Origin of the sequence: Nocardia sp. NPDC024068, from assembly GCF_040638875.1 — a bacterium.
In the GTDB taxonomy this organism is placed as follows: domain Bacteria; phylum Actinomycetota; class Actinomycetes; order Mycobacteriales; family Mycobacteriaceae; genus Nocardia.
Window position 1 is genome coordinate 1 of record NZ_JBEZYU010000051.1, and the last position, 19,143, is coordinate 19,143.

The 19,143-nt window shown below is 66.7% G+C and carries 16 protein-coding genes; 7 read left to right on the top strand and 9 right to left on the bottom strand.

Annotated features, from left to right (window positions below):
• Positions 1–148 precede the first annotated feature (148 nt).
• Together AB0F41_RS25885 and AB0F41_RS25890 are read left to right on the top strand one after the other, a co-directional pair.
• Entirely contained in the window at positions 149–3,400 is a 3,252-nt protein-coding gene (locus tag AB0F41_RS25885; RefSeq protein ID WP_357428114.1) for an arabinosyltransferase domain-containing protein, read from the top strand.
• 122 nt (positions 3,401–3,522) lie between these two features.
• Positions 3,523–3,684 carry a hypothetical protein gene (locus AB0F41_RS25890; protein WP_357428116.1) on the top strand — a complete coding sequence of 54 codons (162 nt, stop codon included), beginning with the start codon at positions 3,523–3,525 and terminating at the stop codon, positions 3,682–3,684.
• Between the two features lie 180 nt (positions 3,685–3,864).
• Here the strand turns inward: AB0F41_RS25890 and AB0F41_RS25895 are convergent, their stop codons facing one another.
• Both AB0F41_RS25895 and AB0F41_RS25900 read right to left on the bottom strand, forming a co-directional pair.
• A complete protein-coding gene (locus tag AB0F41_RS25895) occupies positions 3,865–4,644 on the bottom strand; it encodes a decaprenylphospho-beta-D-erythro-pentofuranosid-2-ulose 2-reductase (RefSeq protein WP_357428118.1) in 780 nt (259 codons plus the stop codon).
• Positions 4,641–6,116 carry an FAD-binding oxidoreductase gene (locus AB0F41_RS25900; RefSeq protein ID WP_357428120.1) on the bottom strand — a complete coding sequence of 492 codons (1,476 nt, stop codon included), beginning with the start codon at positions 6,114–6,116 and terminating at the stop codon, positions 4,641–4,643. Before AB0F41_RS25900 ends, AB0F41_RS25895 begins: the two co-directional genes overlap by 4 nt.
• 311 nt (positions 6,117–6,427) lie before the next feature.
• On the opposite strand from AB0F41_RS25900, the gene AB0F41_RS25905 reads away from it, so the two are divergent.
• On the top strand, positions 6,428–6,856 hold the full coding sequence (locus AB0F41_RS25905) for a GtrA family protein (protein ID WP_357428122.1): 429 nt from the start codon (positions 6,428–6,430) through the stop codon (positions 6,854–6,856).
• 147 nt (positions 6,857–7,003) lie between these two features.
• Here AB0F41_RS25905 and AB0F41_RS25910 read toward each other — a convergent pair whose 3' ends face one another.
• Positions 7,004–7,498: a hypothetical protein gene (locus AB0F41_RS25910; RefSeq protein ID WP_357428124.1), complete on the bottom strand. Its 495-nt coding sequence runs from the start codon at positions 7,496–7,498 to the stop codon at positions 7,004–7,006.
• Between the two features lie 214 nt (positions 7,499–7,712).
• On the opposite strand from AB0F41_RS25910, the gene AB0F41_RS25915 reads away from it, so the two are divergent.
• Entirely contained in the window at positions 7,713–8,345 is a 633-nt protein-coding gene (locus AB0F41_RS25915) for a DUF4282 domain-containing protein (protein ID WP_357428126.1), read from the top strand.
• 44 nt (positions 8,346–8,389) lie between these two features.
• Here AB0F41_RS25915 and rfbC read toward each other — a convergent pair whose 3' ends face one another.
• Both rfbC and rfbA read right to left on the bottom strand, forming a co-directional pair.
• Entirely contained in the window at positions 8,390–8,944 is a 555-nt protein-coding gene (gene rfbC / locus AB0F41_RS25920; RefSeq protein ID WP_357428128.1) for a dTDP-4-dehydrorhamnose 3,5-epimerase, read from the bottom strand.
• 7 nt (positions 8,945–8,951) lie between these two features.
• Positions 8,952–9,824, bottom strand: coding sequence for a glucose-1-phosphate thymidylyltransferase RfbA (rfbA, locus tag AB0F41_RS25925; RefSeq protein WP_357428130.1), 873 nt, complete (start codon positions 9,822–9,824; stop codon positions 8,952–8,954).
• Between the two features lie 366 nt (positions 9,825–10,190).
• On the opposite strand from rfbA, the gene AB0F41_RS25930 reads away from it, so the two are divergent.
• Together AB0F41_RS25930 and AB0F41_RS25935 are read left to right on the top strand one after the other, a co-directional pair.
• The gene (locus tag AB0F41_RS25930) at positions 10,191–11,432 is read left to right on the top strand and encodes a carboxylate--amine ligase (RefSeq protein WP_357428183.1); all 1,242 of its coding nucleotides are present in this window, start codon (positions 10,191–10,193) and stop codon (positions 11,430–11,432) included.
• A gap of 39 nt (positions 11,433–11,471) precedes the next feature.
• The gene (locus tag AB0F41_RS25935) at positions 11,472–13,451 is read left to right on the top strand and encodes a hypothetical protein (RefSeq protein ID WP_357428132.1); all 1,980 of its coding nucleotides are present in this window, start codon (positions 11,472–11,474) and stop codon (positions 13,449–13,451) included.
• 7 nt (positions 13,452–13,458) lie between these two features.
• Here AB0F41_RS25935 and AB0F41_RS25940 read toward each other — a convergent pair whose 3' ends face one another.
• Positions 13,459–14,280 carry an LLM class F420-dependent oxidoreductase gene (locus AB0F41_RS25940; RefSeq protein ID WP_357428134.1) on the bottom strand — a complete coding sequence of 274 codons (822 nt, stop codon included), beginning with the start codon at positions 14,278–14,280 and terminating at the stop codon, positions 13,459–13,461.
• Positions 14,281–14,385: 105 nt separating this feature from the next.
• Positions 14,386–15,087, bottom strand: a complete 702-nt coding sequence (locus tag AB0F41_RS25945; protein WP_357428136.1) for a hypothetical protein — start codon at positions 15,085–15,087, stop codon at positions 14,386–14,388.
• 303 nt (positions 15,088–15,390) lie between these two features.
• Here AB0F41_RS25945 and rfbB point away from each other — a divergent pair, with 303 nt between their 5' ends.
• A complete protein-coding gene (rfbB, locus tag AB0F41_RS25950) occupies positions 15,391–16,401 on the top strand; it encodes a dTDP-glucose 4,6-dehydratase (protein WP_357428138.1) in 1,011 nt (336 codons plus the stop codon).
• 144 nt (positions 16,402–16,545) lie between these two features.
• Here the strand turns inward: rfbB and AB0F41_RS25955 are convergent, their stop codons facing one another.
• Entirely contained in the window at positions 16,546–18,066 is a 1,521-nt protein-coding gene (locus tag AB0F41_RS25955) for a DUF2142 domain-containing protein (protein ID WP_357428140.1), read from the bottom strand.
• Positions 18,063–19,067, bottom strand: coding sequence for a glycosyltransferase (locus AB0F41_RS25960; protein ID WP_357428142.1), 1,005 nt, complete (start codon positions 19,065–19,067; stop codon positions 18,063–18,065). Before AB0F41_RS25960 ends, AB0F41_RS25955 begins: the two co-directional genes overlap by 4 nt.
• Positions 19,068–19,143: the final 76 nt, after the last annotated feature.

Here is a 19,143-nt window from a genome sequence, read left to right on the forward strand (position 1 = left end):
GACCAGAGGGAGGGAGCGCAGCGACTGACCGGCGGGAGTGAAGAACCGGGTTAATAGGGCCCCACCCTCGAGCGGCGGAGCCGCTCCAAAATTACCGCCCACCCTCGAGCGGCGGAGCCGCTCCAAATTACCGCTAGAGTCGAGCCCCGTGCGACCGGACCGATCTCCCCGAGCGATTAACCGTATCCGTCTGCTGGCCCTGGTTTCCGGACTACTGGGGTTCGTACTGGCGATTCTGGCGCCGTTCCTGCCGGTCCGGCAGGAACGTACCGCGCTGGAGTGGCCGCAGGCGGGGACCGTCGATGTCGAGGCGCCGCTGGTGAGTTATCAGCCGCAGCGGCTGGACCTGACCGTGCCTTGCCCGGTATTGAACACCGCCGAGGGGACGGTGGTGACCACGGTTCCGGATGAATCGGGTAAAGCGTCCGCCAGGGGTTTGCGGGTCACGGTGACCGGCGACACGCTGTCGGTCGTGCTGCGTGATGTTCCGCTGCTGTCGGCCGACCGGGCCGAACTGGGCGGCTGTGAATCGCTCACGGTGGCCTCCACCGCCGCGTCGACCACCGCGGATCTGCAGGGCGGGGCACGGGCGGACGGCACAGCGTTCCGGGCGGGGGTGGATCGGGATATCCGCCCCCAGGTGGTCGGCGTCTTCACCGATCTTCCCGAATCACAACTGGCCGGGATCCGGTTGCACGCCGATATCGATTCCCGTTTCACCTCGTCACCGAGCCCGCTGAAACTGGCCGCGATCATCGGCGCGGCCGTATTCACGGTGATCGCGCTGCTGGCCTTGCATGTGCTCGATACCGCCGACGGCCGGCGCGCCCGCCGGTTCCTGCCGGCGCACTGGTGGCGGTTCCGGATCGTCGACGGCGCGGTGCTCGGCATCCTGGTGATCTGGCATTTCATCGGCGCCAACACTTCCGACGACGGCTACATCCTGAATATGGCCCGGGCCTCGGAGAAGGCCGGCTATATGGCCAACTACTACCGCTGGTTCGGTGTCCCGGAGGCGCCGTTCGGCTGGTCCTACGAGGTGCTGGCGTGGATGGCGCGGATCTCGGAGTCCAGTCCGTGGATGCGGCTGCCCACCCTGCTGGCCGGGATCGTCTGCTGGCTCGTGATCAGCCGGGAGGTGCTGCCCCGGCTCGGCGCCCGGGTCCGCGACAACCAGGTCGCGCTGTGGACCGCGGGGCTGGTGTTCCTGGCCTTCTGGCTGCCCTACGACAACGGTCTGCGCCCGGAGCCGCTGATCGCCGCGGGCGCGCTGCTCACCTGGTGTTCGATCGAACGGGCCATCGCCACCTCCCGGCTGCTTCCGGCCGCGATCGCGGTGCTGATCGCCGCGTTCTCGCTGGCCGCCGGTCCGACCGGCCTCATCTGTATCGCGGCCCTCATCGCCGGATCGCGGCCGATTCTGCAGATCATCATCAAACGGGCCCGCGGCGGTTCGGGCGCGGGGGCGGTGTGGCGCTACGCGAGCCTGATCGCGCCCGGTCTGACCGCGGGGACCCTGGTGCTGGTGGTTGTCTTCGCCGATCAGACGCTGTCGACGGTGATGGAGGCGACGCGGGTGCGGACCGCCGTCGGCCCGAATGTGGCCTGGTTCGACGAACGCACCCGCTGGGATTCGCTGCTGATGCTCTCCCCGGACGGTTCGCTGGCGCGCCGGTTCGGTGTCCTGCTCATGCTGCTCTGCCTGCTGGTATGCGTCCTGCAGGTGCTGCGTAAGGGCCGGATCCCCGGTACCTCGCGGGGGCCGTCGGTGCGCATTCTCGGGATCGTTTTCGCCTCGCTGCTGCTGATGATGTTCACCCCCACCAAATGGACCCACCATTTCGGTGTGTATGCGGGTCTGGCGGGTTCGCTGGCGGCCTTGGCCGCGGTGGCGGTGGGTACCAACGGTATCCGTGCCCCACGCAACCGGGCGCTGTTCGCGGCCGCGGTGCTCTTCCTGCTGGCGATCACCTTCACCGGGTCCAACGGCTGGTGGTACGTCTCCAGCTACGGTGTCCCGTGGTGGGACAAGGCGCCGCTGATCGCGGGCAAGGGGCTGTCCACATTGTTCCTCGGGCTCAGCGTGCTGGCCCTGCTGGCCGCCCTCTGGCTGCACTACCGGGCCCCGTACCGCAGCGGTCCGCCGTCGCGGTCGGCGCGCTTTGCCTCGGCCCCGCTGACGATCGCCGCGGGACTGCTGGTGCTGTTCGAGATCGCCTCGCTCACCAAGGCCGCCGTCGGTCAGTACCCGGCCTATTCGATCGCGAAGTCCAATATCCGCGCGGTGGCCGGTGATTCGTGCGGGCTGGCCGATGACGTACTCGTGGAGACGAATACCGCGGATTCGCTACTGCAGCCCTACGAGGGCGATCCGGCCAACGGCCTGATATCCACCGAACCCGATACGACGACAACCGGTTTCACCCCGGACGGCGTGGCCGAGGATCTGACCGCCGACGCGGAGGAGACCGTCTCCGGCGGTGCGAACTCCATCGAATCCGATACCGAGAACAAGACCACCTCCACCACCGGCGCCGGTACCGGCGGCGGCACCTCGGTGCAGCCCGGGATCAACGGTTCCACGGTGGCACTGCCTTTCGGTCTCGACCCCGCCCGCACGCCGGTGCTCGGCAGCTACCGGTCCGACGACCAGCAGCAGGCGAAACTGACCTCGCAGTGGTATCGGCTCGATCTGACCGACGAGATGCGGGCCGATCCCGCCTACCGGGTGCTCGCGCTCACCGCCGCCGGCCGGATCAAATCGGTGGACGCCGACGGTGTGATGACCTACGGCCAGGATGTCACGGTGGAATACGGGACCCGCGCCGATGACGGCACCATGCGGGTGCTGGGTGCGGTGACTCCGCTGGATATCGGACCGAATCCGTCCTGGCGCAATCTGCGGGTGCCGCTGGACCAGCTGCCCCGCGAGGTGAACGCGATCCGGGTGGTCGCCGTCGACAACGACATCACCAGCCGGCAGTGGCTGGCGCTCACTCCGCCCCGGCTGCCCCGGCTGGCCACTCTGGATTCGGTTGTCGGCCATACTGATCCGGTGCTGCTGGACTGGCATGTCGGACTGGCTTTCGGCTGCCAGCGCCCGTTCGACCACAGCCACGGGGTGGCCGAGGTTCCGCGCTGGCGCATCCTGCCCGACCGGGTCGGTTCGGATGCCTCCAACGCGTGGCAGGACCATATCGGTGGCGGTCCGCTGGGCTGGACGGAGCTACTGCTGGAGGCCGATTCGGCCGCGACCTATCTGTCCGACGACTGGGCCCGTGACTGGGGTTCCCTCGAGCGCTTCACCCCCTACCGGCCCGACGCTCGACCCGCGGAAACGACTGTCTCCGAGGAGACCCGGGGTGGCATCTCGGTCGAAGATCCCATCAAGATCGGGTGAACTGGCTTGTGCTACATCGAAACTCGTCTATCATGTGGCGTTCCTCACATGTTGGTTTATTGCCAGGTGAGGGAATTCCCGAACGGATGACGGGAGCGTCGCGGCGCCGTACCCTGGAATCCATGAACTCGGCCTTCGATGATATGGATCTGCGCGATCTCGTCGGCTTGCTCACCGACGAGGAGCAACGAGAACTACGACCGTCGGTATTACGCGTCCTCGGACGCCTGCCGTCTCAGGAGGTGCTGCGCCGGGAGCTGGGCCAGCGGATGACACGAGTGTGACAGCCGCCGCGACCACGGGCGACCGTGCGCGGGGGGTAGGACCGAATACCACGAGGGCCGCCGCACCGGAGAGATCCGGAGCGACGGCCCTCGAAGTTTTCGTCGGAGATCCGTTCGGGACGGCGGTGCCCGGCGCATCAGCCGGGCGGACGTGGATACCGGCCGCCCGGCGGGCGCGAATCAGACGGGGAGCCTGCGGAAGATCGGGCGCGGAATATGGCGCAGGATCATCATCACGTACCGGAACACGCCCGGCGCCCAGATGAGCTCCTTGCCCTTCTCGGAGGCATCCACCGCCAGCGCGGCGACCTCTTCCTTGTCCACCGTGAAGGGGGCCTCTTTGGCGCCGGTGGCCTTCCAGTGCTCGACGGTGGTCGTCGTGCGGACCTGGCCCGGCCGGATCACCAGCACCCGCGGCCCGTGCGGGCGCAGTGCCTCGCCGAGGCCGAGGTAGAAACCGTCCAGCCCGGCCTTGGTGGAGCCGTAGACGAAGTTGGAGCGGCGCACCCGCTCACCGGCCGCCGAGGACATCGCGATCACGCGACCGAAGCCCTGCGCCTTCATCTTCTCGCCGATCAGCACCCCGACCGATACCGCGGCGGTGTAGTTGATCTGCGCGATCTGCACCGCTTTACGCTGGTCCTGCCACAGTTCCTCGGCATTGCCGAGCAGGCCGAACGCCACGATCGCGACGTCGATATCGCCGTCGGTCCAGGCCTGATCGACAACCTTCGGGTGACTGTCGGTGTCGAGGGCGTCGAAATCGATCACATCGACCTGGTTCGCGCCGGCGGTCTTCATCTGGGCGACCGCGGTATCGCGTAGCGGATCGCCCGGCACAACCGCCAGGATCACCCGCGCCGGACCCTTTTTCAGGTATTCCGCGCAGATCGCGAGGCCGATTTCCGAGGTCCCGCCGAACAGCAGAATGGACTGCGGATTGCCTACCGCGTTGATCACTGAAGCTCCAGCCTTCTCGCCATATCGGACATGAAAACGCCTGTGGGATCGACGCTGCGGCGTACCTTGATCCACTCGTCGATCCGGGGATACATCTGATGGAAGGTTTCGGCGGTGGTGCGCGAATCCTTGCCGGTGTAGAGCCGCCCGCCGAATTCCAGTACCCGGCGGTCCAGTTCGGTGACGAACTCGTTGAGACCCGGCGCGATCGGGAAGTCCAGGCAGACGTTCCAGCCGGGGATCGGGAAGCTCAGCGGGGCCTGATTACCGGCGCCGAAGAGTTTGAACACGTTGAGGAACGAATAGTGCCCGCTGGCCTGGATATCGATGAGGATCTTCTTGAACTCCTCGACCGCTTCCGGCGGGACCACGAACTGGTACTGCAGGAAGCCCCGCGTCCCGTAGGCGCGGTTCCACTCGCCGAGCATATCGAGCGGATGGTAGAAGGCGGTCAGATCCTGCGGCTTCTGCCGGTAGGTCGCGCCCTTGCGGTACCAGATCTCGGTGGCGAGGGTGAAGGTCTTGTTGTTGAGCAGGCCGTTCGGGAACACGTCGGGGAAGGTGAGGTAGGTCTTCCCGGTGAATCCCAGCGGGTTCTTCTGCAGTTTCGCGGGCAGCTGGTCCAGGGTGGCCAGCGACCCCCGCGAGATCACCGCCCGGCCCAGTTTGGGCATCGGGCTGAGCGCGTCGAACCAGGCGGAGCTGTATTCGTAGTTGTCCTCGGTACCGTCGCTGTGGAAGGCGATGGTCTCGTCGAGCCCGTGCGTGACATCGCCGTCGGCGATGAAGTACGCGGTCTCGGTCGGGGTCATCTCGATGGTGGCCCGCAGGATGATGCCGGTGAGCCCGCAACCGCCGACCGTGGCCCAGAAGAGTTTGGCGTTCTTCTTGGGGCCGATGGTCTGGACCTGGCCGTCGGCGGTGAGCAACTGGATCGACCGCACATGGTTGCCGAAGCTGCCGGCGCTGTGATGGTTCTTACCGTGGATATCGGAGCCGATGGCGCCGCCGACGGTGACCTGCCGGGTGCCCGGGAGCACCGGAACCCACAGTCCGAAGGGCAGCGCGGCCTTCATCAGCTGATCCAGATTCACGCCCGCGTCGACGTCCACCAGGCGGGTGTCCTGGTCGATGCGGTGGATCTTGTTCAGCGCGGCCATATCGATGACCAGACCGCCCGCGTTCTGCGCGTTGTCACCGTAGGAGCGGCCGAGACCGCGGGCGATCACACCGCGCCGCAGATGCGCCGGCTTCCCGTCGTTGTCCTCGGCGACCATGGCCACGGCCTTGGCGATGAGTTCCGGATCACTCGTGGAGAGCACCTCGGCGGACGTCGCCGCCGTACGCGCCCAACCGGTGAGGGTCCGGGTCTGGGTGGGTAGCGTGAACCCGGTACCTCCGGTATCGGGTTCACCGGCTGCCGAGTTTTCGGTACCGGACGCCTGAGTCGAGGTCGGAGCTTTCGTGGACATCGGCTAAGAGGCTACAGGCATCGGCGGATTCCGGTTCAACTCGTTACCCATCTTCGGATTCGCCTCCGTGACATACCTGTGATTCCGCGTTCGCGGCCGGGGACATACCTGTGATCCCGCGTTCGCGGCCGGGGACATATCTGTGATCCCGCGTTCGCGGGCGCGGACCCCACCCGTGATCCCGCGTCGACGCGCGGGCAAGTACATTTCGGTCGGTGCCCCCTGAAAGCAACGCAGTAGACCGGAGCGCCCGGGTTGCGCCGGGTGACGCCGCAGAAATAACCGACACATCCGCGGATCGGGTCGGCGCGGTGACCGAATCCGAGGCTCCCGGACAGGAGAGCACGCAGATCGGCCTGAAGACGCAGCTGTTGCGGTTCGTGGCCACCGGCGCCCTGTCGGCGGTGGTGGATTTCGGCCTGTATCTGCTGTTGCTCGAAGCGGTGGACCTGCCGGTGAACCTGGCCAAGGCGATCGGCTTCATCGCGGGGACCACGACCGCCTATCTGCTGAACAGGCGCTGGACCTTCAACGCCCCGCCCAGCCGGGCCCGGTTCCTGGCGGTGGTCGCGCTGTACGCGGTGACCTTCACGGTGCAGGTCGGTATCAACTGGGTCTTCTATCAGGCTTTCGACGAGGGCCTGTGGTGGCGGGTCCCGGTGGCCTATGTGATCGCGCAGGGCACGGCGACGGTCATCAATTTCGTGGTGCAGCGGCTGGTCATCTTCCGTATCCGCTGAGGACTCCGCCGGAAGTCCGCGGGGTATGCCCCGCGCCCGGCCGCGGGCCGGGTCGCGTGCATCGCCGAGATCTACACGACGAGGACCCCGGTCCTCCCAGGACCGGGGTTTCTGGTATTCGGTTCTGATGGGCCGACGGCCCGGATATCAGCAGGCGACGCTGGTCAGCCGACGGGACCGGCGGGCGAGCGAGGACCGTACCGCCGCGCCGAGGGCGACCACCGGGGGTACCCAGCGGGCCTCGTCGGGGCCCACACCCCAGTTGGCCGAACCGGCCGAGAGGTGGGTGGGCGGCAGCGGGATTCCGTCGCCGTCGGTGTGGACGACCGCACCGGCCTGCCGCAGCGCCTCGATGGCACGCTGGGCCTTGCGCATTCCGGTGACCAGATGGATTTCACGGCGCTCGGCACCCGGGATCTCGATCACCGGACCGGTCAGATCGTTCGCGCGCAGATACCGGCGGACCGACGCGGCCAACTCCCCGGTGACCTCGACGGCGGACAGGTCTTCGTCGGTGATCAGGCACAGGCCGTTGGTCGTTTCGGCGACAGTCCAGCCACGCTGGGCATAATCCCGCGCGGCAGCGGACTTGGCGGCCGCCGAGACGGAAGTCGGAAACGTCGTACGCACTGTCATCTCCATTCCCCGGTATAGATAAGCTCCGGCTTTCATGGGTCGTATCGGTGCCGGGTGCCCGCGGCGTTACGCCCTTCCGGGGAATTTTTTCCATTGTTGGGTTCCTCTCATCTTCGCCCCCCGGCTATGTCCGTTCCGCACAAGTCGATCGGAGCGTTCGCCGGACCGGATCGGCGGGTCACCTGTTGGCTTCCGGCCGGAATCCGGGGAGGATCCCGATATGGCCAGTGACTCAGCCGACGATGCTCCGAGGGCCGGCCCGGCGGCGACACCACCCGGGCCGCCGGAAACGCCGAAATCGGCGAACGGGACCGGAACCGGCCCGTCCGAGGCGCCCGGCTCGGCGGGGCGCCGGCGCCGGCTCAGCTGGCGGGCGGAGGCGGCGCAGCGGTTCGCCGACGCGGCGGCGGCCGAGGAGGACGAGCGGCAACCGGCACGGGGCCCGGCGACCGTGTGGCAGTGGGGTGCCGACACGGTGCGCGGCCTGCTCGATGTCCAGTTCCGCCGGCCGGTCACTCGGACGCTGCTGCCGCTGGTCTATCTGCTGGGTCTGGCGTTCGCTCTCGCCGTGCCGGTCGTGCTGACGGTGCTGGCCTGGCAGATGTCGGCACTACTCGGTGTGCTGGCGGCGCTGGTGGCGATACCGCTGGCGCTCTCGATCGCCGCGGCAGTGCGGCTGCTGCTGGAATTCCTGGTGAACGCCTCCCGGCTCGCGACCCGGGTCGAGCACATCAGCGATATGGCCGACGACCTCTTCCACGCGCTGTCGGATGTGGCCGAACCGATGAATCAGCTCTCCGAGGATGTGCGGGCGGTGCAGTTCTGGCGGTTCCGCCGCGGAACGCGCAGATAGCTGCCGCGCAAACGTCGGCCGCGGCGGGCGCTGCCGGCGCCGGATCAGAGGTCGGCCAGCCGCGGGGCCGCCTCGTCCTTTGCCGAACGCAGGTAGGTGAGTGGGCGGCCGTCGCGGCCGGTGACCGGCCAGTCGATCGCCAGATCCGGGTCCAGGGCGTCCAGATCGTGGTCGTGACCCGGACTGTACTCGAGCGAGCACAGGTAGGTCAGGACCGAGCCGTCCTGTAGCGAGAGAACAGCATGTCCCAGCCCTTCGGACAGGAAGACCGACCGGCGGTCGAGATCGTCGAGTAGCACGCTGTCCCAGCGGCCGAAGGTGGGCGAGCCCGGCCGCAGATCCACCACCACGTCGAGAAAGGCGCCGTAGGTGCAGGTCACGTATTTGGCCTGTCCGGGCGGGTCGTCGGTGTAGTGGATACCGCGCAGCACCCCGGCCGCGGAGACCGACGTGTTCACCTGCAGCAGATCGAGGGTTCGGCCGGTCACCTTCTCGAATTCGGAGGCACGGAAGGTCTCGGCGAAGGCGCCCCGGGCGTCGCCGTGTACCTGGGGAGCGAACACCCAGGCGCCCGGGACCGACATCTCACTGATCCGCACTACACACTCACCAACTTCGTCCGTGCTCGAGCAGGTCGAGCAGGTACTTACCGTAACCGGAGCGGGTCAGCGGGTCGGCGAGCAGGCACAGCTGTTCGTCGTCGATGTAGCCCATCCGCCACGCCACCTCCTCCGGCACACCGATCTTCAGGCCCTGGCGTTCCTCGATGGTGCGCACATAGTTCGCCGCGTCCAGCAGGGAATCGAAAGTGCCGGTGTCCAGCCAGGCAGTGCCGCGGGCCAGCACATCGACGCTGAGCCTGCCGGCCTCCAGATAGGCCCGGTTGATATCGCTGATCTCGTATTCGCCGCGGGCCGACGGGATGAGGCCGCGGGCTATCTCCAGCACGTCGTTGTCGTAGAAGTACAGGCCGGGCACCGCGTAGTTCGACCGCGGGACCTTCGGCTTCTCCTCGATCGAAATGGCTTTGCCGTCGGCGAATTCGACCACGCCGTACGCGGTCGGGTCGGAGACCCGGTAGGCGAAGATCGCACCGCCGTCGAGTTCGGCGAAGCGGTGCAGACTGGTGCCCAGTCCGGGGCCGTGGAAGATGTTGTCGCCGAGCACCAGCGCTGCGGAATCGGTGCCGATATGCCCGGCACCCAGCACGAACGCGCGGGCCAGCCCGTCGGGAACCGGTTGGACGACATAGCTGATCGCGATCCCGAACTGGGACCCGTCCCCGAGCAGCCGGATGAAGGATTCGGCATCCTCGGGTGTGGTGATCACCAGGACGTCCCGGATTCCGGCGAGCATGAGGGTGGACAGCGGGTAGTAGACCATCGGCTTGTCGTAGACCGGGACCAGCTGTTTGCTCACTCCGCGCGTGATCGGATGCAAACGCGACCCGGTGCCGCCCGCCAGAATGATTCCGCGCATATCCGATCAGTCTGCCAGCCGGGGTGCGCGGCGCCGCGTGCGGCAGCGGTCCCGGCCGGGACCGGGGCCCGGACCAGGCCCGGATGGACGAGCAGCGGCGGCCGGGGTGGGGCGCAGAGCCGGTAGGCGTACGGTGAGGGCCGGGTTACGGGGCGGTGCCGGTTTGGTTTCGCCTGTTCCGGGTATCCCTGAATAATGAGGGCGATAAGAGGATCCGGTCCGGAATAATATCGATAAATTTGACACGGATTCGGGTGAGTGGTCGCCCGAGGCCCGTTCCGTCAGGGCAGCCGGGACGCGGTGATGAGATCGCGCCCTCCCGAATCCGACGCTGTGAAAATGGATTGAGAGGGGCTCGTCTTGTCGATTCCGGAAAAAGAATCCAGAAACCGAAATCCCGATAAGGGATATATCGCACTTCTGGGTTGGAGTCTCAACGCCGTCGAGGCTGTGGACCGTTTCGATCGCCGCTATGTCGTCGTCGCACCCGACTGGGCACGAGAATATTGCGAAGAGTACGAAATTCCATATGTTCCCTGGAACTTCGAGCGGCTCAACGATCGGTCGATGGAAATCGCCGAGACTCTGCAGGATATGGGTGTCGACGTCGCGATTCCGATCTTCGAGGAAACCGTCGAGTGGGCGGGTGCGATCAATTCCGTCCTGATGGACAACCCCCGTTTGTTCGGGCAGGCCATGTTGTTGCGCGATAAATCGCTGATGAAGCGCCGGGCGCAACTCGGTGGAATTCGGGTCGGAATTTTCGAAGAGGCCCATGAGCGGGACGACGTCATCCGGTTCCTCAAGCGGGTGAACCAGACGCTGATGAAACTGGACGGCGATCCCAACGACCCGATTCATGTCAAGGCCTTCGACAAGGCCGGCTGTCTGGGGCATCGGGTGATCCGCACGCCCGATGAGATCGATACCATCCCCGACGACGAATTTCCGGTGCTGATGGAATCCCATCTCGACGGCTGGGAATTCGCGGTGGAGGCGTGGATTCACGACGGGAAGATCCGTTTTCTGAACATCTCGGAGTATGTGACTCTCGGGTATTCGGTGTTTGTTCCCGCTACGCCGGAACTGGAAAAATACCGTCCGGAGATAGTTCGTCAGGTCGAACGTCTCATCAAAACATTCGATATCGAATTCGGATTCGTGCATCCCGAGTATTTCGTAACCAGCGACGGCGAGATGTACTTCGGCGAGGTCGCCTACCGGCCGCCGGGTTTCAAAGTATTCGAACTGCTCGAGCGGGCCTACGGGTTCAACGCCTACCATGCGCTGGTCCTGGCCTTCGATCCGAAGACGACCGAGGAAGAGATCACCGAATTCTTCCCCAGGGAAGTGGTGGACGCGGAGGGGCACGCGGGCACCTTCGGGGTGTACCCGCGCCGACGTGTGGTGAGCCAAATGTCCCTACCGGAGGAGACCGAAGATCATGAATACTTCGAATCACACGAGTTGTCCTCGCCATTGGCCGAGAAAGTAACCAAACGCACCGCGTTCGGAAACCATTGGGGTCTTCTGTACTTCTTCGGGGACGACCCGTACACTTTGCGGGATCTGTTGAAACGACAGGAAGAACTTGATTTCTATATCTGAGCCGTTCGGCACAACGGCTCGGCCGGGGAGGTTCGGCTCTTGAGTCCAGTCAACGGCGGCGGGACGTCCCTGGACCGGCATCTGGCCACCTTGGACGGCGCCACCCAGGCACTTGCGGACGCCAGCGATTTCGGCAAGCAGGTGAAGCTGGCGCGCGTGCTCACCGCGCTGCGCCGGGTGCTGGCGCAGCCCGGTGGCTGTGCCGCGGTCCGGGTGCGTGCGGCCGGGCTGGAAGCGGCGGGATTGTTCCTGGGTACGGACTGGTCGCGGCCGCAGATCCTGATCCCCTCGCTGAGCACCGGGTCGTTGCGCAGTGCCAACGGCGACACCGTGGTGCTGGAGACGGTGAGTAATCTGCGGCTGCTGGCCGTCGCCAAGGGCGAGTACGTGCACCCGATGGTCTCCGCGGAGCATGCGCACCACCACCTGTCGCATGTGCTGGCGATCAACATCACCATGCTGTTCTCGCCACCGTCGGAGTCCGAACGGGTGCAGCAGGGCCGGATGGCGCAGGTATCGCGGGAACTGTTGCGGCATCTGGTGGAGGAGATCGGCTACGAGAAGGTACTCGAGAACCTCGTCGACGAGATCTGGCGAATCCTGCGCCAGCGCCCGATCCAGGTGGAACCGGTCAAGCAGATGATCACCCAGATCGCGGTCGCCCGCAGCAACCCGGAAATCGATCTGGGCGCCAGCGGGCTCGGCGCGGACCGGTTGATCAGCAGTCTGTACGGCACCACCGACGCGTGCCGCGAGGACCCGGGTGTGGAGGTCTACCGCACCCGCCTGGAATCGATGGACGATTCCGCCCTGCAATACGAGACCGCGGGTTTCGCCCGGTCCATGCACGACACCGGGCTGGTCTCGCCGTACCACGCGGTGCTGGTGCGGTTCCTGCTGGGCAAGGGGGAGTACCTGCTCGGGGAGGCCCTGGGCCTGTCGAGCACCGGCCGGGAATCGCTGCTGTGCTACCACGAACTCGTCCGCCGGCTCATCGACGAGGCCGTGCACGTGGAGACCGCCCAGTGTCTCTACGGGCTGGCACTGATGCTCGAACGCGGGATCCTCTACCAGGGGCCGGTCGCACCGGCGCTGTGGCGGCAGCTGGTCCTGCAGCTGTCACCGTACGCCCAGCAGCGCCTGACCCAGGCATTCGGGCCCTCGCCCTCGCCGCGGGCCCGGTTGCTGTCGGGGCTGCTGTCCATCCTGGGCCTGCCGCTGGGGGTCGGCCAAGGCGACAACCCGACCTGTCAGTCCGCGCGGGCGTTGTCGATGTGGGCCTACAACGACCCCGACTACCTGCTGCAGACCGTGGTCTGGGCCGCGCGCGACGACGAGGTCGTCATGCATTTCGAGGGCCGGCCGATCTCCTCGCGCCACAGCGCCGCGGGCCTGGCGACCGAACTGCCGGTGGGCCTCGATCCGGTATCGCTGCTGGTGGTGCCCCATCTGGACCGAATCTACGCGGAGATGGGCCGGGCTTGCGCGGATCGCGAAGGCGATCCGCACCGCTGGGTGAACCCGGAGTTCCACGGCTGGTGGTCGGGGCGCGGATTCCGGATCAACGTCGACGTCGCCACCGGCAACCTGGTCGATCTGGACGAGTTCTTGCGGCATTTCTACGCCAGTTACCACCCCTACTACAACGGCAATCAGCCGCTGATCCACCCGCAGCCGGCCGGGATCGCGGTCACCGACAGCGCCGCCCGTTTCGTCGGCTGGCATGCGATCACGATCCTGCGGGTCACGCTCGATCCGCAGGAGCAGATGCGGGTCTACTTCTACAACCCCAACAACGACAGCGGTCAGGATTGGGGCGACGGCGTGGTCGTGGGCACCGCCGGGCAGGGCGAACGGTTCGGTGAGGCGTCGTTGCCGTTCGAACAGTTCGCCTCCCGCCTCTACATCTTCCATTTCGATCCACTGGAGCCGGGTGAGCTGGCATCGGTGAACCGGGAGGAACTGGACCGGGTGGTCGGTTACGTCCAGCGCAGCTGGGGCGCCGACCGCCTGCCGTAATGGCCGCTCAGCCGCGGTAGCGCTCGGCCACCGCCGCGAATTCGTCGAGTGTGCGCAGCGTTTCGGCCTCCGGTCGCGTCGGCAGCCGCAGGGTGACCCGCTCGACACCGGCGGCGGCGTAGGCGTCCAGGACCGCCGGATCGGGCGATACGGCCGTCACGGTGACCGGGACGTTGTGGCCATCGACCTCGGCCAGCTGACCGGCGACCGCGCCCGCCTCGGACACTCCGTTGGGTATCCAGCCCAGTCCGAGCCGGATCGCCCGCCGGGCGGCGACCTCGCCGCCACCGATGAAAATCGGCGGATGCGGCGTCTGGACCGGTTTGGGCCAGGCGTACATCGGGTCGAAATCGATGTATTTGCCGTGGTATTCGGCGAGGTCGTCGGTCCAGATGCGGGTCATCGCCGCCAGCTGCTCGTCGAGGAGAGCGCCGCGGGTGCGCGGATCGGTGCCGTGATCGGCCATCTCCTCACGGTTCCACCCGACGCCGACGCCGAACACCGCCCGCCCGCCGGAGATGTGGTCCAGGGTGGCGACCTCCTTCGCGGTGTGGATGACGTCGCGCTGGATCAGCAGCGTCACACCGGTGCCGAGGATCAGCCGGTCGGTCACGGCGGCTATCGAACCCAGCGCGACGAAAGGATCGAGGGTGCGGAAGTAGACCCGGGGGAGTTCACCGCCACCGGGATAGGGCGACTGCCGCGCGGCCGGGATATGCGAATGCTCGGCGAGGAAAAGCGAGTCGAAGCCACGCTCCTCGAGTGCCGGCCCGAGCGCGGTACCGCTGATTCCCTCATCGGTCAGGAAGGTATTGACTCCGATCAACATGTCAGACCGAACGCCACACCCGCCGGAGAATATTTCTGGGCCCGCCGCCGGGACCTCCCGGGTACGGTCCGCACCCCGGACGGAGCCGGGGCGCGGACCGGGCGATCACTTGGCAGGGAAGGGGGAATTGACCGTGCTGAGGTACTGGATGGCCGCGCCGATGGCGACCGGCGCGGTGACCAGCAACTGGCCCGCGACCGTGCCGAGCGCGCCGATTGCGATCACCCCGCCCAAGCAGCCGATAACCGCGGCGGGGACAAAGGGGCCGAAGAGGCCCACGATCGTCGCAGCGGCCACGGTCGCCCCCGCGATACCGCCGAGCACACATCCGAGCCCGGCGCCGCCCAGGCCACCCACCAGAGTGCCGATAGAGGCGCCGGTGGCAATGGTGTCCTTGAGCCGGGTGAATGCGGCGACCTCACGGTCGTAGGGGGACTTCCAGGGTGCCGATTCCTCGTAGGGCAGGGCGACCGGACGGTAGACGGCGCGCGCCGGGTCCAGAACCGGGGTGAGAGTGGCCGTATCACCAGAGATGTCGGCGGCGATCGGCAGTTCGAAATCGTCGAGCCGGAAGGTCAGTGGTGTCCCGGCCAGGACCGTCCCATCGGGGGCGCTGATGGTGAAGACACCGTTGTCCGCGGCCATGGTGCCGGAGTCGACGGTGATGACGGACTGGTTCCCGACGGCCTGCGCGGTGAAACCCACCCGATCGGGCGTGGTGACGGGTTCGGCGTGGGCGCTACCGGTCGCGATACCGAGCGCCGCGATGAGCAGTGCCGAGGTCGCGGTGAATTTCTTGACGAACATATGGTCACCTCGTGAAATTGTCTGAATGGAATGGGGATATTGCACTCGGATTCCGCTAACCGGCCGTGAACCATCCGTATCCGTTGCTTCACGTTCTATTCACAGATCCCCGGCATTCGATGTGGGGTTCCGGAAACCTTTTCGGCGCGTGAATACGAACCGTCCGCCCGGTTATTCGTTTTGTCCGGATTCGGGACGGCCGGTCGGCCGGAGTGGGATCGGCCGCCGGTCCGTACGCCGGTGTCCCGCTCACACGCCTGCCGCAGTGGTGGGAGTGGGTACAACGGGACGTATTGTGGACGGGTGCGTTTACTCGTGACCGGCGGAGCCGGGTTCATCGGAGCGAACTTCGTGCAGCACACCGTCGCCGAACGACCGGATGTGGCGGTGACCGTGCTGGACGCCCTCAGCTACGCGGGTAATCGCGCCTCACTGGATCCGGTGGCCGATCGGATCGACTTCGTGCACGGCGATATCGCCGATATGGACCTGGTGGACGAATTGGTCGGCGGAGCCGACGCGGTGGTCCATTTCGCCGCGGAGTCACACAACGACAATTCGCTGGCCGAGCCGTGGCCGTTCGTGCAGACCAATATCGTCGGCACGTATTCGCTGTTGCAGGCCGTGCGGCGCCATGATGTGCGCTACCACCATGTATCCACCGACGAGGTGTACGGCGATCTCGGGGCCGGCGACCCCGCGTTCACCGAAATCACCCCCTACAACCCGTCCAGCCCCTATTCGGCCACCAAGGCGGCCAGCGATATGTTGGTGCGCGCCTGGGTGCGTTCGTTCGGCATCCGCGCGACCCTGTCGAACTGCTCCAACAACTACGGGCCCTACCAGCACGTGGAGAAGTTCATTCCGCGCCAGATCACCAATCTGATCGACGGGGTACGTCCGCGCCTGTACGGCGGCGGACACCAGATCCGGGATTGGATACACGTGGACGACCACAACCGCGCGGTCTGGGCGGTGCTCGAACGCGGCCGGATCGGGCAGACCTATCTGATCGGGGCCGACGGCGAACTGGACAACCGCACGGTGGTGGAGTTCATCCTCGCGGAATTCGGGCGCGCGCCCGGCGATTTCGACCACGTCACCGACCGGGCCGGACACGACCAGCGTTATGCGATCGACTCGACCCTGCTGCGCTCCGAACTCGGCTGGACCCCGCGCTACGGCGATTTCCGGACCGGGCTGGCGGCGACCGTCGCCTGGTATCGCGAGCACGAATCCTGGTGGCGGCCGGTGAAGGAGTCCACCGAACGCGCGTACGCCGCGGCGGGGGAACGCACGATAGCCGTTCCCTGAACTGCCCGTTCGCAACCGGCGCGCGGCCCGCCTCGGCGCTTGCCGAGACGGGCCGTCGGGTGTCGGTTCCTACGGGCGGCCGCCGGGGCGCGCCCGGCGGGCGAACCGATCACGGGTAGGGTCGCCGATCCGTCCGGCCGCCGGTCAGGCCCAGACGTACAGGTGGTATTTCGACACCGTGGTGACCAGCGCGATCAGGGCCGCGGCCACGATCGTCCACTCCGCGCCGCGGCCCGGTGGCCGGTCGCCCGGGCCGCGCAGCCGCAGCGGCATCCAGCGCAGCAGCACCGCGAAGAACACGATGGCCAGCGGGATGAAATACCGGCCCTGGACGCCGTCGATGATGTAGTAACCCACCGGTGTGAACGACATGTACAGGGTCACGTAGATCATGGCCACACTCGCCGCCACGGTCAGCGCGACCACCAGGGTGCGCCGGAGGTCCGGCAGCTCGAACCGTTCCGCGATACCCACCGCCAATGCGAACGCCAGCAGGCAGGCGACGATCGCGGTCGCCGGAACGTTGATGTAGGAGAACCCCAGTTCGCCGAAGAACTCCGTGAACCATTCCTGATCCCGGCGCAGGATGCTCTCCCAGAACGTCCGCAGGAAGCCGAACGGGCCGGTGAGGATGCCGGTCAGCTGTTCGCCGGTGTCCACGGTGTACCACTGATCTCGGGGCCGCATCAGGCTGGTGCCCTCGCCGGTCGGCGCGGCGATCTTCATCCAGACCGCGAAGGCGAGCGCGCCGAGCGCGGCGCAGACCCAGGTGAGCCACCGGCGCCACCCCGTCAACCCCAGCCGTTCGGCCGGGATCAGCACCACCAGCAGCGCGAGCAGCACATAGGTCGGTTTGCACAGCGGGAGCAGTATCGCTGTGGCAAGAACGGCCACGGTTTCCGCGCGACCCAGCCGGTCACCCAGGAACAGGCCCTTCACCAGTAGCGCGGACACCAGCAGCGCCAAGGCGTTGGTGAGGGTGTCGGCGGTGATGGTGCCGGCCTGGAACACCGTGATCGGGAGGACGGCGACGGTGAAGGCCAGCCATTGGATCCGGTGCGCGCGCAGGGCCCACAGCGCGAAACCCACCACCAGCAGGTAGGCCGCCAGACCGGAGAGCCGGGTGAGGCGCACCAGGGTTCCGGCGTCGGCGTCCACGAGTTCGGCGAAGCGGATGCCGATCGCGTTCGGAATGTAGGGGACCGCCGAATAGGCGGCGGTATTGGTGAACCAGACGATCTTCTTGTCGTCGGTGACCGGTGCTTCGCTGAGCCGCTGGTAGGTGCCGGGTTCGGCGACCATGGGGAACGGTTCGCCGGGATTGTGGGTGTAGTCGTCCAAGGCGAAGCCCATGAGGGCCTCGACCGCGGCCGGCACTTCACCGCCGTAGGCGACGCCGCGGCCGTCCTCGATCTCGGCCGGCAGCAGACCGCCGTGCGCGACCTGGTAGGCCCGCCCGAACTGGGTGAGTTCGTCGTGACCCCAGAACGGCGGGCTCATCACCGCGAAGACCAGGCCGAAAATCCCGGCCAGCAGCGTGAACGCGACGGTCGCCGGTCCGGCCCGGCCGATCAGCGCCTTCCCGGCGCCGCGCGGTCCGGACAGGCGGGAACGACCCGCGGTCTGCTCGGAATCGGCAGAGCGGGTCTCGGTTCCGGCGGTCAACGGATGTCCTCGGCAACCACTCCGGGCCGGTCGGTCCCGGCCGGGTACGCCGGTGCGGCCGGCGCCTCATAGCGCAGGTAGATCAGCCGGGCGGCCTCGTGCCGGGAGCGGCGGATCCCGTCCAGGATCAGGCCCGCGGTCCAGGCCAGGAAACCGACCAGCAGCAGGGTGCAGGCCAGGAAGAGAGTCGGGAACCGCGGAACCGTATGCGATTCGTAGAATTCCGCGATGATCGGGATGGTCAGCCCCACCGATATGATCCAGCTCAGGGTGCCGAACAGCCCGTAGAACGCGACGGGCCGTTCGTGCCGGGCCAGGCCGAATATCAGCGCCAGGATTTTGAATCCGTCGTGGTAGGTGCGCAGTTTGCTCTCGCTGCCGGCGGGGCGGTCGCGGAAGCCGACGGGTACCGCGGTCTGCGGAATCCGCAGGTGCAGCGAATGGACGGTCAGTTCGGTCTCGATCTCGAATTCGCGGGAGACCGCGGGGAAACTCTTGACGAAACGCCGGGAGAACACCCGGAATCCGCTGAGCATATCCTCGACGTTCTCGCCGAAAACCTTGCCGACCACGCCGTTGAGAACTTTGTTTCCGGTTTCGTGACCCGACCGGTAGGCGGATCCACCCACATCCTGTTTCCGGACACCGAGGACGTGGTCGAACGGGCCCGAGAGCAGGGTGTCGATCATCTGCGGTGCCGCGGACGCCTCGTAGGTGTCGTCGCCGTCGATCATGAGGTACACATCGGCTTCGATATCGGCGAAGGCGCGCCGCACCACATTGCCCTTGCCCTTGGCCATTTCCGCGCGCACGATCGCTCCGGCGGCGCGCGCCTTCTCCGCGGTCGCGTCGGTGCTGAGGTTGTCGTACACGTACACGACAATTCCGGGCACCGCGGCTCTGAGGTCGGTGACGACTTTGGCGACCGACGCTTCTTCGTTGTGGCATGGGACCACGGCGGCGATGCGGAGTGTGTCCGGCGTGTGATCGGTGGATTCCACCTGGTCAAATCCTCGAAATCGGCTGATAGTGGGAACACGGGGAGAGTACCGGGTCGGGGTTCGTCAGGCATGCGCG

What these genes read in the sequence shown, in the direction of transcription:
- AB0F41_RS25890 (WP_357428116.1), top strand. Translation starts at nt 3,523, where the DNA reads ATGAACTCGGCCTTCGATGATATGGATCTGCGCGATCTCGTCGGCTTG.
- AB0F41_RS25900 (WP_357428120.1), bottom strand. Translation starts at nt 6,116, where the DNA reads ATGTCCACGAAAGCTCCGACCTCGACTCAGGCGTCCGGTACCGAAAAC.
- AB0F41_RS25910 (WP_357428124.1), bottom strand. Translation starts at nt 7,498, where the DNA reads ATGGAGATGACAGTGCGTACGACGTTTCCGACTTCCGTCTCGGCGGCC.
- AB0F41_RS25915 (WP_357428126.1), top strand. Translation starts at nt 7,713, where the DNA reads ATGGCCAGTGACTCAGCCGACGATGCTCCGAGGGCCGGCCCGGCGGCG.
- rfbA (WP_357428130.1), bottom strand. Translation starts at nt 9,824, where the DNA reads ATGCGCGGAATCATTCTGGCGGGCGGCACCGGGTCGCGTTTGCATCCG.
- AB0F41_RS25940 (WP_357428134.1), bottom strand. Translation starts at nt 14,280, where the DNA reads ATGTTGATCGGAGTCAATACCTTCCTGACCGATGAGGGAATCAGCGGT.
- AB0F41_RS25945 (WP_357428136.1), bottom strand. Translation starts at nt 15,087, where the DNA reads ATGTTCGTCAAGAAATTCACCGCGACCTCGGCACTGCTCATCGCGGCG.